Below are 19331 nucleotides of genomic sequence, written 5' to 3'. Positions count from 1 at the left end.
GAGCCGCGCGGCGGCGGCATGCCCGTTACAGGGCGGCATCGACGCGCGGTTTGGTACAATTCCCCAGTTAACCGTGACCAGGTGACGGATCGAACCCGGGAACGACCGCCGCGACAAAGCCGGCCCGACAGCTGTACGAAGACCCGCAACAGTGGCGCAGTGGTCCCCCGATACATTCCGCTGCCCGCACCCCAACCACACTGCCGAATTGATCATGAACATCGAACAAGCGCGTTTCAACATGATTGAACAGCAAATCCGTCCGTGGGAAGTGCTCGACCAGGACGTGCTGAATCTGCTGTCGATCGTCAAGCGTGAGAACTTCGTGCCCGCCGCGTACCGCGAGCTGGCGTTCGTCGATTTCGAAATTCCGCTGCCGGCCGGCCAGCACATGCTGGCGCCGCGCATCGAGGCGCGCGTGCTGCAGGAACTCGCGCTGAAGAAGCACGAAACCGTGCTGGAGATCGGCGCGGGTTCGGGTTACATGGCGGCGCTGCTCGCGCATCGCTCGCAGCACGTGCTGACGGTCGACATCGAGCCCGAGTTGGCCGAACTCGCGAAGTCGAATCTGGCGGCGAACGGCGTGCTGAACGCGGAAGTCGTCACGGGCGACGCCGCGCGCGGCTGGAGCGCGGCCGCGCCGTACGACGTGATCTGCGTGTCGGGCGGCCTGCCCGTGCTGCCGCAGGAAATGCTCGAGCACCTGAAGATCGGCGGCCGTCTCGCTGCGTTCGTGGGCACCGCGCCCGTGATGAAGGCGCAGATCATTACGCGCGTCGACGAAAAGCAGTTCCGCATTGCCGACGTGTTCGAAACCTACGTCGAGCCGCTGCAGAACGCCGTACACGGCCCGCGCTTCAAGTTCTGAGCGCCCGCCTCTCCGAAGAGTCCGACCATGCAAAACCTGACCGCCCCCGCCCTCGCCGAATGGCTCGCCGATCAATCGCGCCCGGCGCCCGTGCTGCTCGACGTGCGCGAACCGTGGGAAATCGAAACGGCGAAGATCGCCGGCAGCCTGTCGATCCCGATGCGCGACATTCCCGCGCGCAGTGAGGAACTCGACGACGATGTGCAGATCGTCTGTATCTGCCATCACGGCGCGCGCAGCGCGCAAGTGGCGATGTTCCTCGAATCGCGTGGCTACAAAGACGTGTTCAATCTGTATGGCGGCATCGACGCATGGTCGCGCCAGGTCGATCCTTCCGTGCCGACATATTGAGTGTCGAGCATCGAGCGCGACCGTGTCGCGCGTCCGATGCAACTGAAGTCTCCCGCGCGCCGGCGTTCTGCCGGCGCGTTTTCATTTGCACGCCTGCGCGTTCGTTCCAGGCCGCCTCTTCTGCGCGGCCCCGCAAATCTGGAAATTTCCCTACAACATTTCAGACTTTGATTATGTCATCCTGATCAACCGATCGCTCAACATACCGTGTTTTGCTCTCGGGAAACACGACCGTATGAAATCGACTGGATTTGTTCTGGCGACGGCATTGCTGATGCCCGTCGTTTGTCATGCGACGCTGGGCGCCGCGCCTTCCGCACCTGCCGGTGCACGCGCCATCGCGCCCGCCTCGCGAACCGCGCTGAGCGCCGCGGCGCCATTGGCTTCGTCTGCGGCTTCTGCGGCTTACACGGTGCATCAATCGCAGACCGCCGACGGCGTGACGATCCGCGAATACGTGTCGGCGGGCAACGTGGTGTTCGCGGTGACATGGCAAGGCCCCGTACTGCCCGACATGCAGGCGTTGCTCGGCAGCTACTTTCCGAACTACGCCGCGGCGGGACAACGTCGCGCGCGTGGCATCGGCCCATTGATTTCACGCAACGGCGAGTTGCAGATCGAGTCGGTCGGACATCAGGGCGCATTCGCGGGCCGCGCCTTCGTGCCGCGCCTCGTGCCCGCCAACGTCAACGTGGATGATCTGCAATGACGCGCCGCTCCCTCGCCCTCTTTCCCGCCCTCTTTCCCCGTCACGTTTCCCGCAGCGGGGTTCTCGCCGCGCTGCTCACAGCGACTATCGCGCTCGCGGCATGCGGCGGCGGTGGCAGCGACGACACCGGTTCGAACCAGCCTGTCAGCAACAACTCGCCCGCCAAGCCCGCGGCAAGTCCCGCTTCGCCCGCTAGCGCAGCTTCTGGCGCCAGTACGTCGGCGGCAGGAAACGCGTCGTCTTCATCGAGTTCGTCGTCCTCATCGAATTCTTCATCGGCAGGGAATACGCCTTCGGGAGCGAGTAGTCCTTCCGCAGCCAGCACACCGGCCGCGGCGAGCACGCCTTCGGCCGACACGCCTGCCAGCGGCACGAACACATCTGGCAACACGAACCACAACGACACGCCGACCACACCGACCGTCCCCGTCAACGTCGCGACGATCACGGTCGACAGCACGCTCAAGAGCCCCACACCGCCCTACAACACGCTCTACAGCGTCAACATGCCCTACGTCAGCGTGACCTTCTGCGTGCCAGGCAAGCAAGGCGCCTCGCAATGCGCGACCGTCGATCACATGGTGCTCGACACCGGCTCGGTCGGGGTGCGCGTCATGTCGACGGCGCTGGGCGCGGCGCTGGCTGCGAGCCTTCCCGCACAGACAGGCGCCAGCAACGACGGCACGGGCAAAGCGGTCATCGCCCAGTGCACGAGCTACGTGTCCGGCTACATGTGGGGACCGACGCGTCTGGCCGATGTCACGATCGGCGGAGAAAAGGCGAGCAGTTTGCCCGTTCAGGTCGTCGGCGATAGCACTTTTGCGTGGACGCCATCCGATTGCTCGTCGCGCCAGGCGAGCGCGATGAATACCGTCGACGATCTCGGCGCGAACGGGGTCGTCGGCATCGGACCGCGCGCCACCGACATTCCGCTGGCGGCGACATCGCTGCTCGCGGCCAACTATTACTACTGCCCGACCCCGTGGTCCTGCACCAACGCAACCGTGCCGCTCGACAAGCAGACGGGCAACCCCGTCTCCGCTTTCCCTGTCGACAACAACGGTACGATCATCCAGCTGCCAGCCGTGGCTGCGGCGGGCCAGCCGACGGTGACGGGACAACTGGTATTCGGCATCGGCACGCGCGAGAACAATGCGTTGCCAGTCAATCCCACGCTTACGCTCGCGACGGATAGCGCCGGCATGTTCACGACCACCTACAAGGGGCGCACGATGTGGAGCTCGATCGATAGCGGCTCTAACGCTCTGTTCTTCCAGGACTCGACGCTGCCCGCGGTACGTATAGGTGACCCAGATAAAGGCGACTACTGGTTCGCGCCCGGCAGCACGCAAAACCTGAGCGCGACAATGATCTCGCGCGTGGGCAGTGCGCAAACCACGGTGCCTTTTTCACTAGCGAATGCACCGAGCCTGTTTGCAATGGGTTACGCCGCATATGGCAATCTCGGCGCTCCTATCTCGACGTACTTCCTGTGGGGCCTGCCGTTCTTCTACGGCCGGAATGTCTACACGGTCATGAGCGGCGCGAAGGTCGGCACGCAGACGGGCCCGTACATCGTGTTCTGACGCAGCAGGCACCGACAAAAAAGCGGACGGGTCCACCCGTCCGCTTTGCCTTTGCCTCGCGCCGATAACTTCAATCCGTCTGCCTCAACACCTCCGCCACGGTCCGGAACAACTCGTCGATCTGCGCCTCGTCGATGATGAGCGGCGGCGAGAACGCCAGAATATCGCCCGTATAACGCGTCAGCACACCCTTCTCGTAGCAGCGCACGAACACCTCGTAAGCACGCGCGCCCGGTGCGCCGTCGCGCGACTTCAGCTCCACGCCGCCGACGAGCCCCAGGTTGCGCACATCGATCACATGCCGCTCGCCCTGCAGTTTGTGAATCGCAGCCTCGAACACAGGCGCCATCTTCGCCGCGCGCTCGAACAATCCCTCGCGTTCGTACAGATCGATTGTTGCGCACGCAGCGGCCGCCGCGATGGGATGCCCTGAGTACGTGTAGCCATGAAACAGCTCGATGCCGGCAGGCGCGCCGTTGACGATCGCATCGTGAATGCGGCTGCTCGCGGCAACAGCGCCCATCGGCGCGGCGGCGTTGTTGGTGCCTTTGGCCATCGTCAGCAGATCGGGCGTCACGTTGAAGTACTGCGCGGCAAACGGCGCGCCCAGACGTCCCCAGCCGGTAATGACCTCGTCGAAGATCAGCAGGATGCCGTGCCGGTCGCAAATCTCGCGCAGCCGCTGCAGATAGCCTTGCGGCGGGATCAGCACGCCCGTCGATCCCGCCACGGGCTCGACGATCACGGCCGCGATCGTCGACGCGTCATGCAGCGTGACGAGCCGCTCCAGTTCGTCGGCTAGATGGGCGCCCCACGCGGGCTGGCCTTTCGAGAACGCCGCTTCCTTCAGGTTGAGCGTATGCGGCAGATGATCGACGGCGGGCAGCATCGCACCGGAATAAGCCTTGCGGTTCGGCGCGATCCCGCCGACCGAAATGCCGCCGAAGCCCACGCCGTGATAGCCGCGCTCGCGCCCGATCATCCGCGTGCGCTGCCCTTCGCCGCGCGCGCGGTGATAGGCGAGCGCGATCTTCAGCGCGGTATCGACGGCTTCGGAACCCGAGTTCGTGAAAAAGATGTGCTTGAGATCGCCGGGCGTGTGCTTCGCGATCTTCGTCGCGGCTTCGAACGCCTTCGGATGGCCCATCTGGAAGGTCGGCGCGAAGTCCATCTCGGCGGCCTGTGCCTGCACGGCGGCGACGATCTCGTCGCGGCAATGCCCGGCATTCACGCACCATAGTCCCGCCGTGCCGTCGAGAATGCGCCGGCCATCGTGCGACGTGTAATACATCCCCTTCGCGCCCGACAGCAGCCGCGGCGCGCTCTTGAACTGCCGGTTCGCGGTGAATGGCATCCAGAAGGCCGCCATGTCGGGGGTTGTCGCGGCGCTTGCCGGGGATGCAGCGCGTTCATTCATGTCGTGTCTCCTCTCTCTGATGAGGTCGATCGGGTTTCCAGTGTAGGCAGGCGCACGCCCATGCACAACGGCGCGGCGGCGATGCACCGGCGCCGCGCGGCGGAATCCGGGACATGGCGCGGCGCGCTCCGTTGCAGCGCGGCGCGCACCTAAACGAGGCGCACACCCTTGCGGTGCACCGCTTTCGCGCCCAAAGCGCATAACGCCACACGATGCCGCACCGCCAGCGACCCGCACCGCAGCGCGCCCGGCGCCTGTTCGACAGGCCGACGCGAAGTTGGCATATGCCTTGCAGTATCCGGCCCGGCAACGGTCTGCACACAACGTCTGCACATAACGCAAACAAGGACGCGAAGCACAACGTCCGTCGGTTACTCACCACCATCCTATGGCAAGGGGAAGCACATGAAACGTCGCAGTCTGCTGAAGCTCGGCTCCATGTCGGGCGCGCTCGCACTCGCGGGCAAGGTTCCTTTCGCGCATGCCGATACGGGCAGCGGTCCGATCAAGGTCGGCATCCTGCACTCGTTGTCGGGCACGATGGCGATCTCGGAGACGTCGCTGAAAGACACCGCGCTGATGACGATCGCCGAAATCAACGCAAGCGGCGGCGTGATGGGCCGCAAGCTCGAGCCGGTGGTGGTCGATCCCGCTTCGAACTGGCCGCTGTTCGCCGAGAAGGCCCGCCAGCTTCTGACGCAGGACAAGGTAGCCTGCGTGTTCGGCTGCTGGACCTCCGTGTCGCGCAAGTCGGTGCTGCCCGTGTTCGAGGAACTCAACGGCCTGCTGTTTTACCCCGTGCAGTACGAAGGCGAAGAGATGTCGCGCAACGTGTTCTACACGGGCGCCGCGCCGAACCAGCAGGCGATCCCCGCCACCGAATACCTGATGAGCGCCGAAGGCGGCGGCGCCAAGCGCTTCTTCCTGCTCGGCACCGACTATGTGTACCCCCGCACCACGAACAAGATCCTGCGCGCGTTCCTCAAGTCGAAGGGCGTGCAGGAGACCGACATCCAGGAGGTCTACACGCCGTTCGGCCACAGCGACTATCAAACGATCGTCGCGAGCATCAAGACGTTCTCGCAAGGCGGCAAGACCTGCGTGATCTCGACTGTGAACGGCGACTCGAACGTGCCGTTCTACAAGGAACTCGGCAACCAGGGGCTGAAGGCGACCGACGTGCCCGTCGTCGCGTTCTCGGTCGGCGAAGAAGAGCTGCGCGGCATCGACACGAAGCCGCTGGTCGGCAACCTCGCGGCATGGAACTACTTCATGTCGGTGAAGGGCACGTCGAACACGAAGTTCAAGGAACAATGGGCCGAGTGGGTCAAGTCGCAGAACCTGCCGGGCGGCACGAAGCGCGTGACCAACGACCCGATGGAAGCGACTTACGTCGGCATTCACATGTGGAAGCAGGCCGTCGAAAAAGCAAAGAGCACGGATGTCGACAAGGTGCGCGTCGCGATGGTCGGCCAGAAGTTCGCGGCGCCGTCGGGCTTCACGCTCGAAATGGACGGCAACCATCACCTGCACAAGCCCGTGATGATCGGCGAAGTTCGCGCGGACGGCCAGTTCAACGTCGTATGGAAGACCAAGACCGCGATTCGCGCGCAGCCGTGGAGCCCGTATATTGCGGGCAACCAGGGCAAGCCGGATGTCGTCACTTCGATTCCGGAGTTTCTGCGCCGCCGTTCGCGCGTGGCGTGACGCGTTTCACCGGTGCGTGCTTACTGCCGTTCATGAAGCACGCACCGCTTCGCACCGCGCGCTTATCGCGTGCTGCTTCGCGCTTCGACGTACGCGCGAAGCAGCACACGATACGACGCGCGCGACGCAATCGCGCGATGCGCTGTCCGCTGCATGCATCGCGCGCCTGCTTGCTGGCTTTTCTCTGAAGACCATCATGGCGTACTCCAATTCCACGCTCGGCCGCACTACGCTGCACGCGCTGCGCGCTCTGAGCCGGCGCGCGCGCATCGTTGCCGCTTCATGTGCGCTCGGCGCCGCGCTCGCCGCGCTGGCGCCCGCAAGCGCCTACGCATTGACGGCCGACGACGTCGCGCCGCTCGCCGGCGATGACTTCGACGCGAAGTCGGCGGCCATCGACAAACTGATCGCCAATCACGACGCGCCATCGATGGCGCTGCTCAAGGCGCTGTCCGACGACAACGCGCTCGCCACCGACTCGGGCCAGGTGCTGATTCAGGACGGCGACACCGCGCGCGATGCCGTGACGGGCAAGACAGTCGCCGCCGGCGACGCGCAAGCCGTCACACTGAACAACCTGTTGCGCACGAAGGTCGCGGGCGCGCTGTCGGGCCTGCAACTCGATTCGCCCGATGCCTCGAAGCGCGCCGCCGCGATTACGGCGCTGCTGCAAAGCCCCGATCCGTCGATGAAGCCCCAGATCGATGCCGCGCGTGCGAAAGAAACCGACCCGACGCTGAGAAAGCGCCTCGACACGCTGTGGGCGATGACGGCGCTGCACGACGCAGACGCGGCCAAACGACTCGAAGCGGTGAAGCTCGTCGCCGCGCGGCACGATCTCGACATGTACGAACTGTTGCGTCCGCTCGTCGCGAAGAAACCCGACGGCACGTTCGTCGAAAGCGATGCGCGCGTGCGCGAAGCGGCGCAGACGGGCATCGATGCACTCGATTCGATCCAGCGCCGCAGCGAGATCGCGGGCACGCTGTTCGCAGGTCTGTCGCTTGGCAGCGTGCTGCTGCTCGCGGCGCTGGGCCTCGCGATCACGTATGGGTTGATCGGCGTGATCAACATGGCGCACGGCGAATTCCTGATGATCGGCGCGTACGCGACATACGTCGTGCAGAACCTCGTACAGCGCTACGCGCCCGGCGCGTTCGACTGGTATCCGCTCATTGCCGTGCCCGCTTCGTTCGTGGTCGCGGCGCTGGTCGGCATTGTGCTCGAACGGCTCGTGCTGAAGCATCTTTACGGACGCCCGCTCGAAACGCTGCTCACGACGTTCGGCGTCAGCCTGATCCTGATCCAGGCTACACGCATGCTGTTCGGCGCGCAGAACGTGCAGGTCGTGAACCCGTCGTGGATGAGCGGCGGCGTCACGGTGCTGCCGAACCTGATCCTGCCGTACAACCGGCTCGCGATTCTCGCGTTCTCGCTGATCGTCGTCGGCATCGCGTGGGCGGTGCTGACAAAGACGCGCCTGGGCCTCTTCGTGCGCGCCGTCACGCAGAACCGCCGCATGGCCGCATGCGTCGGCGTGAAGACGGCATATGTCGATTCGTATGCGTTCGCGTTCGGCGCGGGCATCGCGGGTCTGGGCGGCTGCGCGCTGTCGCAGATCGGCAATGTCGGGCCGGACCTCGGGCAGAGCTACATCATCGATTCGTTCATGGCCGTCGTGCTGGGCGGCGTCGGCCAGCTGGCGGGGACGGTGATCGGCGGCTTCGGGCTCGGGCTCGTCAGCAAGGCCATCGAGCCGTTCTGGGGCGCCGTGCTCGCGAAGATCGCGGTGCTGGTGCTGATCGTATTGTTCATCCAGAAGCGTCCGCAGGGCATGTTTGCCCTGAAGGGCCGCAGCGCGGAGGCGTGACATGACATCCGCGACGACTTCCGCTTCCACTTCGACTCATCCGCACGGCAAAGCGCAGGCGAGCGAACGCGAACGTCTCGAAGGTTTCGCGCTCGGCCTGCCGCCGCGCCCCGCCCTGCTGTCACGGCGCGCATGGCAACTGCTGGTCGCGCTGATCATCGCGATCGGGCTGGGCGTGCCGTTCACGGCGCTGGTGCTGCCGCAGACGAGCGCATTCCACCTGTCCGCCTATGCGATGACGCTGGTCGGCAAGCTGATGTGCTATGCGATTGCCGCGCTCGCGCTCGATCTCGTGTGGGGCTATTGCGGCATTCTGAGCCTCGGGCACGGTCTCTTCTTCGCGCTCGGCGGCTACGCGATCGGCATGTACCTGATGCGCGCGATCGGTCACGACGGCAAGTACGGCAGCGATCTGCCCGATTTCATGGTGTTTCTCGACTGGCATCAGCTGCCGTGGTACTGGGAAGGCACGCAACATCTCGCGTATGCGCTGCTGCTGGTCGTGCTGGTGCCCGCCGTCATCGCGTGGGTATTTGGGTTCTTCACGTTCCGCTCGCGCGTGAAGGGCGTGTATCTGTCGATCATCACGCAGGCGCTGACGTTCGCCGCGATGCTGCTGTTCTACCGCAACGAGACGGGCTTCGGCGGCAACAACGGCTTCACCGATTTCAAGCGCATCGCGGGCTTTCCCATCACGCATCCGGGCACGCGCACGGCGTTGTTTCTGCTGACGTTCGCCGTGCTGGTGCTCGCGTTCATCGGCGCGCGCGCGATCGTCACGTCGAAGCTCGGGCGCGTCGTCACGGCCGTGCGCGACGGCGAGACACGGCTGATGTTCCTCGGCTACAGCCCGCTCGCGTACAAGCTGTTCGTGTGGACGGTGTCGGCTGTGCTGTGCGGGATCGCGGGCGCGCTGTACGTGCCGCAGGTCGGCATCATCAATCCCGGCGAGATGTCGCCGGGCAACTCGATCGAAATGGCGATCTGGGTTGCTGTCGGCGGACGCGGCACGCTGATCGGGCCGATCATCGGCGCGTTCGCGGTGAATGGCGCGAAGAGCTTTTTCACGGCGTATTTCGCGGAGTACTGGCTGTTCTTCCTCGGGCTGATTTTCGTGCTGGTGCCGCTGCTGCTGCCGAACGGGATCATGGGACTGATCGAACTGGCGACGCGCAGGAGGAGCCGCTGATGAACGAAAACCCGATGGTCCCCGACCTCGCGCATCCCGACGACAACGACGGCCACGCGCTGTCGGGCGTCGCATCGATGGGCCGCGCGGTGACGCCCGGCGAGATCGACGTATCGCACGGCGCGATCCTGTACCTGGAAGACGTGACGGTTTCGTTCGACGGATTTCGCGCGTTGAATGCGTTGTCGCTGTCGATCGACGTGGGCGAATTGCGCTGCATCATCGGCCCGAACGGCGCGGGCAAGACGACGATGATGGACGTCATCACAGGCAAGACCGAGCCCGATTCCGGCAAGGTGTTTCTCGGGCAGACGATCGACCTCACGCGCATGAACGAACCGTCGATCGCGCGTGCGGGCATCGGCCGCAAGTTCCAGAAGCCGACCGTATTCGAGCAACATCCCGTGTGGGAGAACCTCGAACTCGCGATGAAGACGGACAAGGGGTGGTGGGCTTCGTTACGCGCGCGGCTGGATCGTGCGGCGCAGGCGCGGATCGAAGAGACGTTGTCGTTGATTCGTCTCGAGGGCGAGGCATTGCGGCCTGCTGGCGAGCTTTCTCACGGACAGAAGCAGCGGCTCGAGATCGGCATGTTGCTGATGCAGCAGCCTGCATTGTTGTTGCTCGACGAACCCGCGGCCGGCATGACGGATGACGAGACGATGGAACTGGCTGCTCTTCTCAACCACTTGCGTGGGACGTGCTCCATGATGGTTGTTGAGCACGATATGGAGTTCGTGGCGGCGCTGGCCGGTGAAACCGGCAAGGTGACAGTGATGGCCGAAGGACGTGTGCTTGCTCAAGGGACGCTTGATGAGGTTAAGCAGGATGCTGCTGTGATTGAGAGTTATCTCGGGCGCTGAGGGTTTGGGGTTGGTCTGGCTTGCCGTATCGCTGGCATCCGCGAGGCGGTGTTTGCTGCGCAGGCCTTTGTGGTTTTGCTTTTGCTTTCGCTCGCATCCCGATGCGCCTACGCAGCGCAGGCGCATCGCGGATGCCAGCGCGAAGCGCAAGCACACCGCGCAAACACAAAAAAAGCTGCACGCCAAAGAGGCGCAAAAAACAGGAACCTCATCATGCTCGAAGTCGAAAACCTGAACCAGTACTACGGCGGCAGCCACATCCTCCGTGATGTGAAACTCACGGTGCCGGACGGCAAGCTAACGGTGCTGCTCGGCCGCAATGGCGTCGGCAAGACGACGCTGCTGCGCTGCCTGATGGGCGTCGTCCCGACAAAAACGGGCGAAATCAGATGGCGTGACACGCCGATCACCAAACTCGCTCCGCACGCCCGCGTCGCGCAGGGCCTCGCCTACGTGCCGCAAGGAAGAGACATCTTCCCGCGGCTCACCGTCGAAGAAAACCTGCTGGTCGGCGCCGCCAGCCGAAAAGCACCGAAGAAAATCCCCGACCGCATCTACGATCTCTTCCCCGTCCTGAAGGACATGAAGGCAAGACGAGGCGGCGATCTGTCCGGCGGACAACAGCAGCAACTCGCCATCGGACGAGCGCTGATGAGCGAACCGCAACTGCTGATCCTCGATGAACCGACGGAAGGCATCCAGCCGTCGATCATCCAGGACATCGGCCGCACGCTTCGGCAACTCGTCGAGGAAATGGGCCTGACGGTGCTGCTCGTCGAGCAGTATTACGACTTCGCCAAAGCCCTCGCCGACCGCTACTGGGTGATGAGCCGCGGCGAGATCATCGCGGGCGGCGAAGGCGCGAAGATGGACGAAGACGGCGTGCGCACGCTGATCGCGGTCTGACGGTCACGCACAAAAACAAACGGTTCGCTGCTATCCTCGCCGCATGTCGCTTCACGAACACCACGCCACGCTCGCCGCCATCGACGACTCCGCGCACGCCCAATGGCGCGCGCGGCTCGAACTCGGCTTTGCCCGTCACGGCGAGCGCACCACGCTCGCTCATCGTCTTCACGAGGGACCGCTGCGGCTGCAACGTCCGCTCTATCCCGAAGGCGCGGCCGTCTGTCACGCCGTCATCGTGCATCCGCCCGGCGGCGTCGCGGGCGGCGACCGGCTCGATATCGACATCCGGCTCGACGCCCACACGCACGCGGTGCTCACGACGCCCGGCGCGACCAAGTGGTACAAGTCCAACGGCCGCATCGCGCAGCAGCGCATCGCGATTCGCGTGGGCGCGCACGCGAAGCTCGACTGGCTGCCGCAGAACAACATCGTGTTCGACCACGCGAATGCTTCGCTCGATTTCTCGCTGACGCTCGACGAAGGTTCGACGGCGCTCGGTTGGGACGCCACGCAACTCGGCCGGCAAGCGGCGGGCGAGCGCTGGTCGGCGGGGCATCTGCGCGCGGTCTCGCGGATCGTCGGCGCCGATGGTCAGCCGCTATGGTTCGAACGCGCCAGGCTCGCCGCCGACGATCCATTGCGCGACGCGCCGCAAGGGCTCGCCGGTTTCCCCACGTTCGGCACGCTGTGGGCCGTGAGCCCACGATGCGACGACGCGCTCGCCGAAGCGCTCACCGCGCAGCTGCCGTTCGACGATGCGATCCGCTCGGCCGCTTCATGCGTCTGTCCGGGCGTGATGATCGTGCGCGCGGCCGCGCGATCGATGGAAACGCTGCAGCGTGCCTTGACGGACTGCTGGCTGCATCTGCGACCCGTCGTGCATGGCGTCGATGCCGTGCCGCTGCGTCTGTGGACCACTTGAGCGCCTGGTCGCCCGACCCTCCGTTGCGCCAGCCGCCGCGCTTGCCACGCACCATTTCCGGGCATCTGTATGCGCCACCGTGGTGCAGCCTCGCGGGCAAGTGACGTCATAGCCTTGATGCATCGGCATGGCACAGCCCTTGCTGATCATGGCGCTTCGCGAACGCCGCATCGAACGGCAGCCGCGACGCCCGCTAGAAATCACACGCCCAAGACGATCGAACCATGAACCAGACTCTCCCCCATCGCCCGCGCCGCGCGTGGCTCGCCGCGCTGCTCGCAGCGCCCTTGCTGACGCTCGCCGCGCCCTTCGCGCACGCCGACGCACTCGACAACATCACGAAGTCCGGCGTGCTCAAAGTGGCCGTGCCCGAAGACTATCCGCCGTTCGGGTCGGTGGGTCCGGACCTGAAGCCGCAAGGCTACGACATCGATACGGCCGCGTTGCTCGCGAAATCGATGAACGTGAAGCTCGAACTCGTGCCCGTCAACAGCGCGAACCGCATTCCGTATCTGCAAACCAACAAGGTCGATCTCGTCATCTCGTCGCTTGGCAAGACGCCCGAGCGCGAGAAGGTGATCGACTTTTCGACGGCTTATGCGCCGTATTATCAGGGCGTGTTCGGTCCCGCCGACATCAAGGTCGGCGGCCCTGCCGATCTGACGGGCAAGACGGTTGGCGCCACGCGCGGCGCGCTCGAAGAAATCGCGCTCACGCAAATGGCGCCGAACGCGACGATCAAGCGCTTCGAGGACAACAACGCGACGATTGCCGCGTTCCTGTCGGGCCAGGTGCAGCTGATCGCGGCGGGCAACATCGTCGCCGCGGCGATACTCGCGAAGAACCCGCCGCGCCGTCCCGAGTCGAAGTTCGTCATCAAGAACTCGCCGTGCTTCGTCGGCATGAACCGGAATGAGCCGCGCCTGCAGCAGAAAGTCGATGCCGCCATCGCGCAGGCGAAGCAGGATGGCACGTTGAACGCGATGTCGAAGAAGTGGTTCGGCGCGCCGCTGCCCGCCGATCTGTAAGCGGCGCGTCGGTTGAAGCTGGTATCGTGAGCCGCCCGCCGCCGAACGCACGACGCAACACGCGACTCGCGCGGCGGCACGCACGACGCGAGTCGATACCCAAAAGACGAATCCCCTAAGCGAACGCGATGAAGCTCACTCCACGCGAAAGAGACAAACTCCTGATCTTCACAGCCGCGCTGCTCGCGGAGCGGCGCCGCGCACGCGGCCTCAAGCTCAACTATCCGGAAGCCGTCGCGTTCATCACGGCGGCGCTGATGGAAGCGGCACGCGACGGCAAGACGGTCGCCGAAGTGATGCACTACGGCACCACGCTGCTCACGCGCGACGACGTCATGGAAGGTGTGCCCGAGATGATTCCCGATATCCAGGTCGAAGCCACCTTCCCCGACGGCACGAAGCTCGTGACCGTCCACCACCCCATTCCGTGACGAGGCGCGCATGATCCCAGGCGAACTGATAACGGACGACGGCGAACTCGAACTCAATGCGGGCCGCGCCACCGTCACGGTGACGGTGTCGAACACAGGCGACCGGCCCGTGCAGGTCGGCTCGCACTATCACTTCTACGAAGTCAACGCTGCCCTCTCGTTCGATCGCGAAGCAGCGCGCGGCTTCCGCCTGAACATCGCGGCGGGCACAGCCGTGCGCTTCGAGCCGGGGCAGGAGCGCACCGTCGAGCTGGTGGCGCTGGCGGGCGATCGCGTCGTCTATGGCTTCAACGGCAAGGTGATGGGCAAATTGTGAGCGGTACGGTGCAGATGCAAGGCAGACATTCGGGAACCTCTCAAACATGACACTACGCATTGGCCGCCGCGCATACGCGGAAATGTTCGGCCCCACGACAGGCGACCGCGTGCGTCTCGCGGATACGGACCTGCTGATCGAAGTCGAGCGCGACTACACGATCTACGGCGAAGAAGTGAAGTTCGGCGGCGGCAAGGTGATACGCGACGGCATGGGCCAGTCGCAACGCGTCGCGGCGGATGTCGTCGATACCGTCGTGACGAATGCACTGATTCTCGATCACTGGGGCATCGTCAAGGCCGACATCGGCATCAAGAACGGCCGCATCGCGGCCATCGGCAAGGCGGGCAATCCCGACATTCAACCCGGCGTGACGATCGCGATCGGCGCGGCAACGGAAGTGATCGCGGGCGAAGGGATGATCGTGACGGCGGGCGGCATCGACACGCACATTCACTTCATCAGCCCGCAGCAGATCGACGAAGCGCTCGCGAGCGGCGTGACGACGATGCTCGGCGGCGGCACGGGCCCAGCCACCGGCACCAATGCGACCACCTGCACGCCGGGGCCGTGGCACATGGAGCGCATGCTGCAGGCGGCCGACGGCTATCCGATGAATCTCGGCTTTCTCGGCAAGGGCAACGTGAGCCAGCCGCAGCCCGCGCTCGAACAGATCGCGGCGGGCGCGATCGGTTTGAAGCTGCACGAGGACTGGGGCACGACGCCCGCCGCGATCGACAATTGTCTTTCCGTGGCGGACGACACCGACACGCAGGTCGCGATTCACACGGACACATTGAACGAAGCAGGCTTCGTCGAAGCGACGGTCGCTGCGTTCAAGGGCCGCACGATCCACACGTATCACACGGAAGGCGCGGGCGGCGGCCACGCGCCCGACATCATCAAGGTCTGCGGGGAAGCGAACGTGCTGCCGTCATCGACGAATCCGACGCGTCCTTACACCGTCAACACGCTCGACGAACACCTCGACATGCTGATGGTCTGTCATCACCTCGATCCGTCGATTGCCGAAGATATCGCTTTTGCCGAATCGCGCATTCGCCGCGAGACGATCGCGGCCGAAGATATTCTTCACGACCTCGGCGCGCTGTCGATGATCTCGTCCGATTCGCAGGCGATGGGGCGCGTGGGCGAAGTGATCATCCGCACGTGGCAGACGGCGCACAAGATGAAGGCGCAGCGCGGCGCGCTGCCCGAAGACAACGCGCGCAACGACAACTTCCGCGCCAAACGCTACGTCGCGAAGTACACGATCAACCCGGCGCTCACGCATGGCATCGCGCATGAAGTCGGTTCGATCGAGCCGGGCAAGTGGGCGGATCTCGTGTTCTGGGAGCCTGCGTTTTTCGGCATCAAGCCCGCGCTGATCCTGAAAGGCGGCATGATCGCGATGGCGCAGATGGGCGACCCGAATGCGTCGATTCCAACGCCGCAACCCGTTCATTATCGCGAGATGTTCGGCACGCGCGGCGGCGCATTGGGGCGCACATCTTTGACGTTCGTGTCGCAGATGGCGCTCGATGCGGGCATCACGGAGCGCTATGGTTTGAGCAAGCGTATCGTCGCTGTGAAGAACTGCCGCAACGTCACGAAGGCGCACATGATCCACAACGCGTGGCAGCCGTCGATCAGCGTCGATCCCGAGACGTATCAGGTGATCGCCGATGGTCAGTTGCTCACCTGCGAGCCCGCGAAGGTTCTGCCGATGGCGCAACGTTATTTCCTGTTCTGACATGCGCACGATCGACAAGTTGTTGGGCGCGCACATCAAGCTCGCGCCCGTTCTCATCAAACGCGCGCCGACGCTCACGCTCGCGTTCGACGCGCGCTGCAAGAGCCGGCTCGCCGCCACGCTCGATAGCGGCGAGGAAGTCGCGTTGCTGCTGCCGCGCGGCACCGTGCTGCGCGATGGCGATGTGCTCGTCGCCGGCGATGGCGGCCTCGTGCGTGTCGTTGCCGCGGCTGAATCCGTGCTGTATGTGCGCGCGCCTGATGTGCTGACGCTCACGCGCGCGGCGTATCACCTGGGCAACCGGCACACGCCCGTCGAGGTCGGCGCGGATTATCTGAAGCTCGAATACGATCCTGTGCTCGCGGATATGTTGAAGCGCCTGGGCGCGTCCGTCGATCAGGCCGAGATGCCGTTCCAGCCCGAAACGGGCGCGTATGGCGGCGGTCATCGGCATGGTCACGACGAGACCTTCGCCGAGGACTATGCGCTCGCGCAGCAGGTGTATGGCGAGCATCATGGGCACGCGCATTCGCACAATCATGGACATGAACATCATGGTCACGGGCATTCGCATGGCCATGCGCATGACCACGATCATGCAGCGTGTGATCACGATCATGGCGACGGCCATCATCATGCGCATCGCTGAACTGACCGCGCTGCTGCATCTTGCTTCGCCCGCTTTGCCGATTGGCGCGTTCAGCTATTCGCAGGGACTGGAAGCCGCCATCGAGGCACGCTTCATCACCGATGCCGACAGTGCGCGCGCGTGGATCGAAAGCGGTCTGTTGAACGTGCTTGCGCACGGCGAATTGCCGTTTCTCGCGCATCAGATCGAACGCTGGCGCACGCACGACGCCGCTGCGTTGACGCACGCCAATCATGAGTTTCTCGCGAGCCGCGAGTCGGCGGAATTGCGGCGCGAGACGGAACAGATGGGCTGGTCGTTGCGCCAGTTGTGCGCCTCGCTCGAATGGGGCGATGCCGAACGACGCGCGACGCTGGCGTCGATCAAGCCCGTCGCGCAGCCGACGGCGTTCGCCTTCGCGGCGTTCGCACACGGCGCAGCGACGGATGCCGCCCTCGCCGCCTATGCATTCAGCTGGGTCGAGAACCAGGCCGCGGCGGCGCTGAAAGCGGTGCCGCTCGGGCAGCTCGCGGGACAGCGCATCATCGTCGCGTTGCGCGAACCGATCGATGCCGCCGTCAAGGCCGCGCTCGCCACCTCGCCCGAGGACATCAATACGTTCGCGCCGCAACTCGGCATTTTGTCGGCGCGTCACGAGTCGCAGTATTCGCGGCTCTTTCGCTCATAGCTTTTGCTTTTCTTTCGATCGAATCATGAACGCACCTCATACGATGCAACGCACGAAGAAACTGCCGCCGCTGCGCGTCGGCGTCGGCGGCCCGGTCGGCTCAGGCAAGACGACGCTGCTCGAAATGCTGTGCAAGGCCATGCGCGAGAAGTACGACCTCGTCGCCATCACAAACGATATCTACACGAAGGAAGACCAGCGTCTGCTGACGGTGGCGGGTGCGCTGCCCGCCGAACGGATCATGGGCGTCGAGACGGGCGGTTGTCCGCACACGGCGATTCGCGAGGATGCATCGATCAATCTCGAAGCCGTCGACCGGATGCTCACGCGCTTTCCCGACGCCGATATCGTGTTCATCGAATCGGGCGGCGACAATCTGGCCGCGACGTTCAGCCCGGAGCTGTCGGACCTGACGATCTACGTGATCGACGTGGCGGGCGGCGAGAAGATTCCGCGCAAGGGCGGACCGGGCATCACGAAGTCGGATCTGCTCGTGATCAACAAGACGGATCTGGCGCCGATGGTCGGCGCGAATCTCGATGTGATGGCGTCGGACGCCGCGAAGATGCGTGGCGAGCGGCCTTTTGTGATGTGCAATCTGAAGGCGCTCGACGGGCTGGATGCGGTGATTTCGTTTATCGAGAGGAAGGGTTTGTTGTTGGTTTGAGGGTTAATGGCTGCGAGACTCTTGCCCTTTGCTGCTCTTTGCGCGGGCATAAGCGATCCGCCTCGCGGATGCCCGTGCAAAGAAACGAACCAACATCTATCCGCTGCAAGCGATAAAAAAACCTACTCCGGCAACAACGTCGTCAGCACATTGACCGTCCGCCCCGTCGCCCCTCGATGCCGCGCCGCGAACGCAGCCGCCGCAGCCGCCATCGCCACCCGCCGGGGCTTGTCCTCGAACAACTCGCGCAGCACCCGGGCCAGATCCGCCGGGTCCTGAACCTGCACACACGCTCCCGCTGCGACGGCATCGGCCGTCGCCTGCGTGAAGTTGAACACGTGCGGCCCGATCAGCACGGGCACGCCCACTGCGCACGCCTCGATCAGATTCTGTCCGCCCAGCGGCAGCAGACTGCCGCCGATGAAGGCCACATCCGACGCCGCGTAGTAAGCACCCAGCTCACCCATCGAATCGCCGAGCAGCACCTTCACGTCGCTGGGCATCGCCTTCGCGGCAAGCTCGCCCGCCACCGCCGCGCCCGGAGGCGCCCATTCCGAACGACGCACGCAGCGCATGCCCTTCTTCTCGACGAGCGCGGCAACCTCGTTAAAACGCTGCGGATGACGCGGCACGAGGATCAGCAGCGCGTCGTCGATGCCGAGCGCCGCGAACGCCTGCATCACCAGTTCCTCTTCGCCCTCGCGCGTGCTCGCCGCGACCCACACGGGCCGCGTGCCGATCGCCGCGCGCCACGCGTGCCCGCGCGCCGCGAGTTCGGGCGGCGTGTTCATGTCGAACTTCAGATTGCCGAGCACGGCCACATTGCGCGCGCCCAAGGCGGAAAGCCGCGTCGCATCGGAAGGACTCTGCGCCAGCACGCGCGCAAAGCCGCCGAACACGCCGCGCGTCGCGCTGCCAAACTTCGCCGCCCGCCGATACGAACGCTCCGACATGCGCGCGTTCGTCAGCACGAGCGGCACGTCGGCGCGTCGGCATTCGTCGATCAGCGTGGGCCACACTTCCGTTTCCATCACGAGGCCGACAGACGGCCGCCATGCCTTCAGGAAACGCCGCACCGCATGCGGCATGTCGTACGGCAGATAGCAGCGCCGCACGCGGCCGCCGAACAGCTGCTCGCCCGTCGCGCGGCCGCTCGGCGTCATGTGCGTGAGCAGGATGCGCGCGTCGGGGCGCGCCTTGATCAAAGCTTCGATGAGAGGCTGCGCCGCGCGCGTCTCGCCCACCGACACGGCATGCACCCAGATCAGCGGCGTGTCGTCCTCGGGCACGCGGCCGCGCACGCGACCAAAACGCTCGGCGATATGCTCGCGATAGCCGCGCTCCTTGCGCGAACGGATCAGAAGGCGCAGCACCGCGAGCGGCGCGACCAGCCACCAGAGCGCGTTGTAGACGACCCTCAGCATCGGGC

At 64.8% G+C, this 19331-nt stretch carries 20 protein-coding genes; 17 read left to right on the top strand and 3 right to left on the bottom strand.

Annotated features, from left to right (window positions below; genetic code table 11):
* Window positions 1-214 precede the first annotated feature (214 nt).
* The 3 genes from H3V53_RS06895 (at window position 215) to H3V53_RS06885 (ending at window position 1928) form a co-directional block, all read left to right on the top strand.
* The gene (locus tag H3V53_RS06895) at window positions 215-868 is read left to right on the top strand and encodes a methyltransferase domain-containing protein (protein WP_054919554.1); all 654 of its coding nucleotides are present in this window, start codon (window positions 215-217) and stop codon (window positions 866-868) included.
* A gap of 27 nt (window positions 869-895) precedes the next feature.
* Window positions 896-1219: a rhodanese-like domain-containing protein gene (locus H3V53_RS06890; RefSeq protein WP_336597322.1), complete on the top strand. Its 324-nt coding sequence runs from the start codon at window positions 896-898 to the stop codon at window positions 1217-1219.
* 235 nt (window positions 1220-1454) lie between these two features.
* Window positions 1455-1928 carry a DUF2844 domain-containing protein gene (locus tag H3V53_RS06885; RefSeq protein ID WP_336597321.1) on the top strand — a complete coding sequence of 158 codons (474 nt, stop codon included), beginning with the start codon at window positions 1455-1457 and terminating at the stop codon, window positions 1926-1928.
* Window positions 1929-1968: 40 nt separating this feature from the next.
* Here H3V53_RS06885 and H3V53_RS06880 read toward each other — a convergent pair whose 3' ends face one another.
* Window positions 1969-2394, bottom strand: coding sequence for a hypothetical protein (locus tag H3V53_RS06880; protein ID WP_336597380.1), 426 nt, complete (start codon window positions 2392-2394; stop codon window positions 1969-1971).
* Here H3V53_RS06880 and H3V53_RS06875 point away from each other — a divergent pair.
* Window positions 2372-3514: a DUF3443 family protein gene (locus H3V53_RS06875; protein ID WP_336597375.1), complete on the top strand. Its 1143-nt coding sequence runs from the start codon at window positions 2372-2374 to the stop codon at window positions 3512-3514. The genes H3V53_RS06880 and H3V53_RS06875 overlap by 23 nt on opposite strands.
* Before the next feature lie 70 nt (window positions 3515-3584).
* On the opposite strand, the gene aptA is transcribed toward H3V53_RS06875, so the two are convergent.
* A complete protein-coding gene (aptA, locus tag H3V53_RS06870) occupies window positions 3585-4931 on the bottom strand; it encodes an omega-aminotransferase AptA (protein ID WP_336597320.1) in 1347 nt (448 codons plus the stop codon).
* Between the two features lie 405 nt (window positions 4932-5336).
* Here aptA and urtA point away from each other — a divergent pair, with 405 nt between their 5' ends.
* The 13 genes from urtA to ureG all read left to right on the top strand — a co-directional run bounded on the left by urtA (window position 5337) and on the right by ureG (window position 17902).
* Window positions 5337-6638, top strand: coding sequence for an urea ABC transporter substrate-binding protein (urtA, locus tag H3V53_RS06865; RefSeq protein ID WP_054919539.1), 1302 nt, complete (start codon window positions 5337-5339; stop codon window positions 6636-6638).
* A 196-nt stretch (window positions 6639-6834) separates the two neighbouring features.
* Entirely contained in the window at window positions 6835-8508 is a 1674-nt protein-coding gene (gene urtB, locus H3V53_RS06860; RefSeq protein WP_336597319.1) for an urea ABC transporter permease subunit UrtB, read from the top strand.
* Between the two features lies 1 nt (window position 8509).
* Window positions 8510-9697: an urea ABC transporter permease subunit UrtC gene (urtC, locus tag H3V53_RS06855; RefSeq protein ID WP_336597318.1), complete on the top strand. Its 1188-nt coding sequence runs from the start codon at window positions 8510-8512 to the stop codon at window positions 9695-9697.
* A complete protein-coding gene (urtD, locus tag H3V53_RS06850) occupies window positions 9697-10560 on the top strand; it encodes an urea ABC transporter ATP-binding protein UrtD (RefSeq protein ID WP_054919536.1) in 864 nt (287 codons plus the stop codon). The genes urtC and urtD overlap by 1 nt, the downstream gene beginning before the upstream one ends.
* Before the next feature lie 213 nt (window positions 10561-10773).
* Window positions 10774-11466 carry an urea ABC transporter ATP-binding subunit UrtE gene (gene urtE, locus H3V53_RS06845; protein ID WP_054919534.1) on the top strand — a complete coding sequence of 231 codons (693 nt, stop codon included), beginning with the start codon at window positions 10774-10776 and terminating at the stop codon, window positions 11464-11466.
* 43 nt (window positions 11467-11509) lie between these two features.
* Entirely contained in the window at window positions 11510-12391 is an 882-nt protein-coding gene (locus H3V53_RS06840; protein ID WP_336597317.1) for an urease accessory protein UreD, read from the top strand.
* 224 nt (window positions 12392-12615) lie between these two features.
* Window positions 12616-13419, top strand: coding sequence for a transporter substrate-binding domain-containing protein (locus H3V53_RS06835; RefSeq protein ID WP_336597316.1), 804 nt, complete (start codon window positions 12616-12618; stop codon window positions 13417-13419).
* Between the two features lie 128 nt (window positions 13420-13547).
* Window positions 13548-13850: an urease subunit gamma gene (gene ureA / locus H3V53_RS06830; protein ID WP_028370188.1), complete on the top strand. Its 303-nt coding sequence runs from the start codon at window positions 13548-13550 to the stop codon at window positions 13848-13850.
* Window positions 13851-13860: 10 nt separating this feature from the next.
* Window positions 13861-14166: an urease subunit beta gene (locus H3V53_RS06825; protein ID WP_012401640.1), complete on the top strand. Its 306-nt coding sequence runs from the start codon at window positions 13861-13863 to the stop codon at window positions 14164-14166.
* A 46-nt stretch (window positions 14167-14212) separates the two neighbouring features.
* On the top strand, window positions 14213-15919 hold the full coding sequence (gene ureC / locus H3V53_RS06820) for an urease subunit alpha (protein ID WP_336597315.1): 1707 nt from the start codon (window positions 14213-14215) through the stop codon (window positions 15917-15919).
* Window position 15920: 1 nt separating this feature from the next.
* On the top strand, window positions 15921-16568 hold the full coding sequence (ureE, locus tag H3V53_RS06815; protein ID WP_336597314.1) for an urease accessory protein UreE: 648 nt from the start codon (window positions 15921-15923) through the stop codon (window positions 16566-16568).
* Window positions 16555-17235: an urease accessory protein UreF gene (locus H3V53_RS06810; protein WP_336597374.1), complete on the top strand. Its 681-nt coding sequence runs from the start codon at window positions 16555-16557 to the stop codon at window positions 17233-17235. The genes ureE and H3V53_RS06810 overlap by 14 nt, the downstream gene beginning before the upstream one ends.
* A 25-nt stretch (window positions 17236-17260) precedes the next feature.
* On the top strand, window positions 17261-17902 hold the full coding sequence (ureG, locus tag H3V53_RS06805; RefSeq protein WP_336597313.1) for an urease accessory protein UreG: 642 nt from the start codon (window positions 17261-17263) through the stop codon (window positions 17900-17902).
* Window positions 17903-18024: 122 nt separating this feature from the next.
* Here the strand turns inward: ureG and waaA are convergent, their stop codons facing one another.
* Window positions 18025-19326, bottom strand: a complete 1302-nt coding sequence (waaA, locus tag H3V53_RS06800) for a lipid IV(A) 3-deoxy-D-manno-octulosonic acid transferase (protein WP_336597312.1) — start codon at window positions 19324-19326, stop codon at window positions 18025-18027.
* Between the last annotated feature and the right edge of the window lie 5 nt (window positions 19327-19331).

Source organism: Paraburkholderia bengalensis (assembly GCF_037126505.1).
GTDB classification, from domain to species: domain Bacteria; phylum Pseudomonadota; class Gammaproteobacteria; order Burkholderiales; family Burkholderiaceae; genus Paraburkholderia; species Paraburkholderia bengalensis.
Note: the sequence above shows the minus strand (reverse complement) of the source record. Positions and strands in the feature narration are given on the sequence as shown.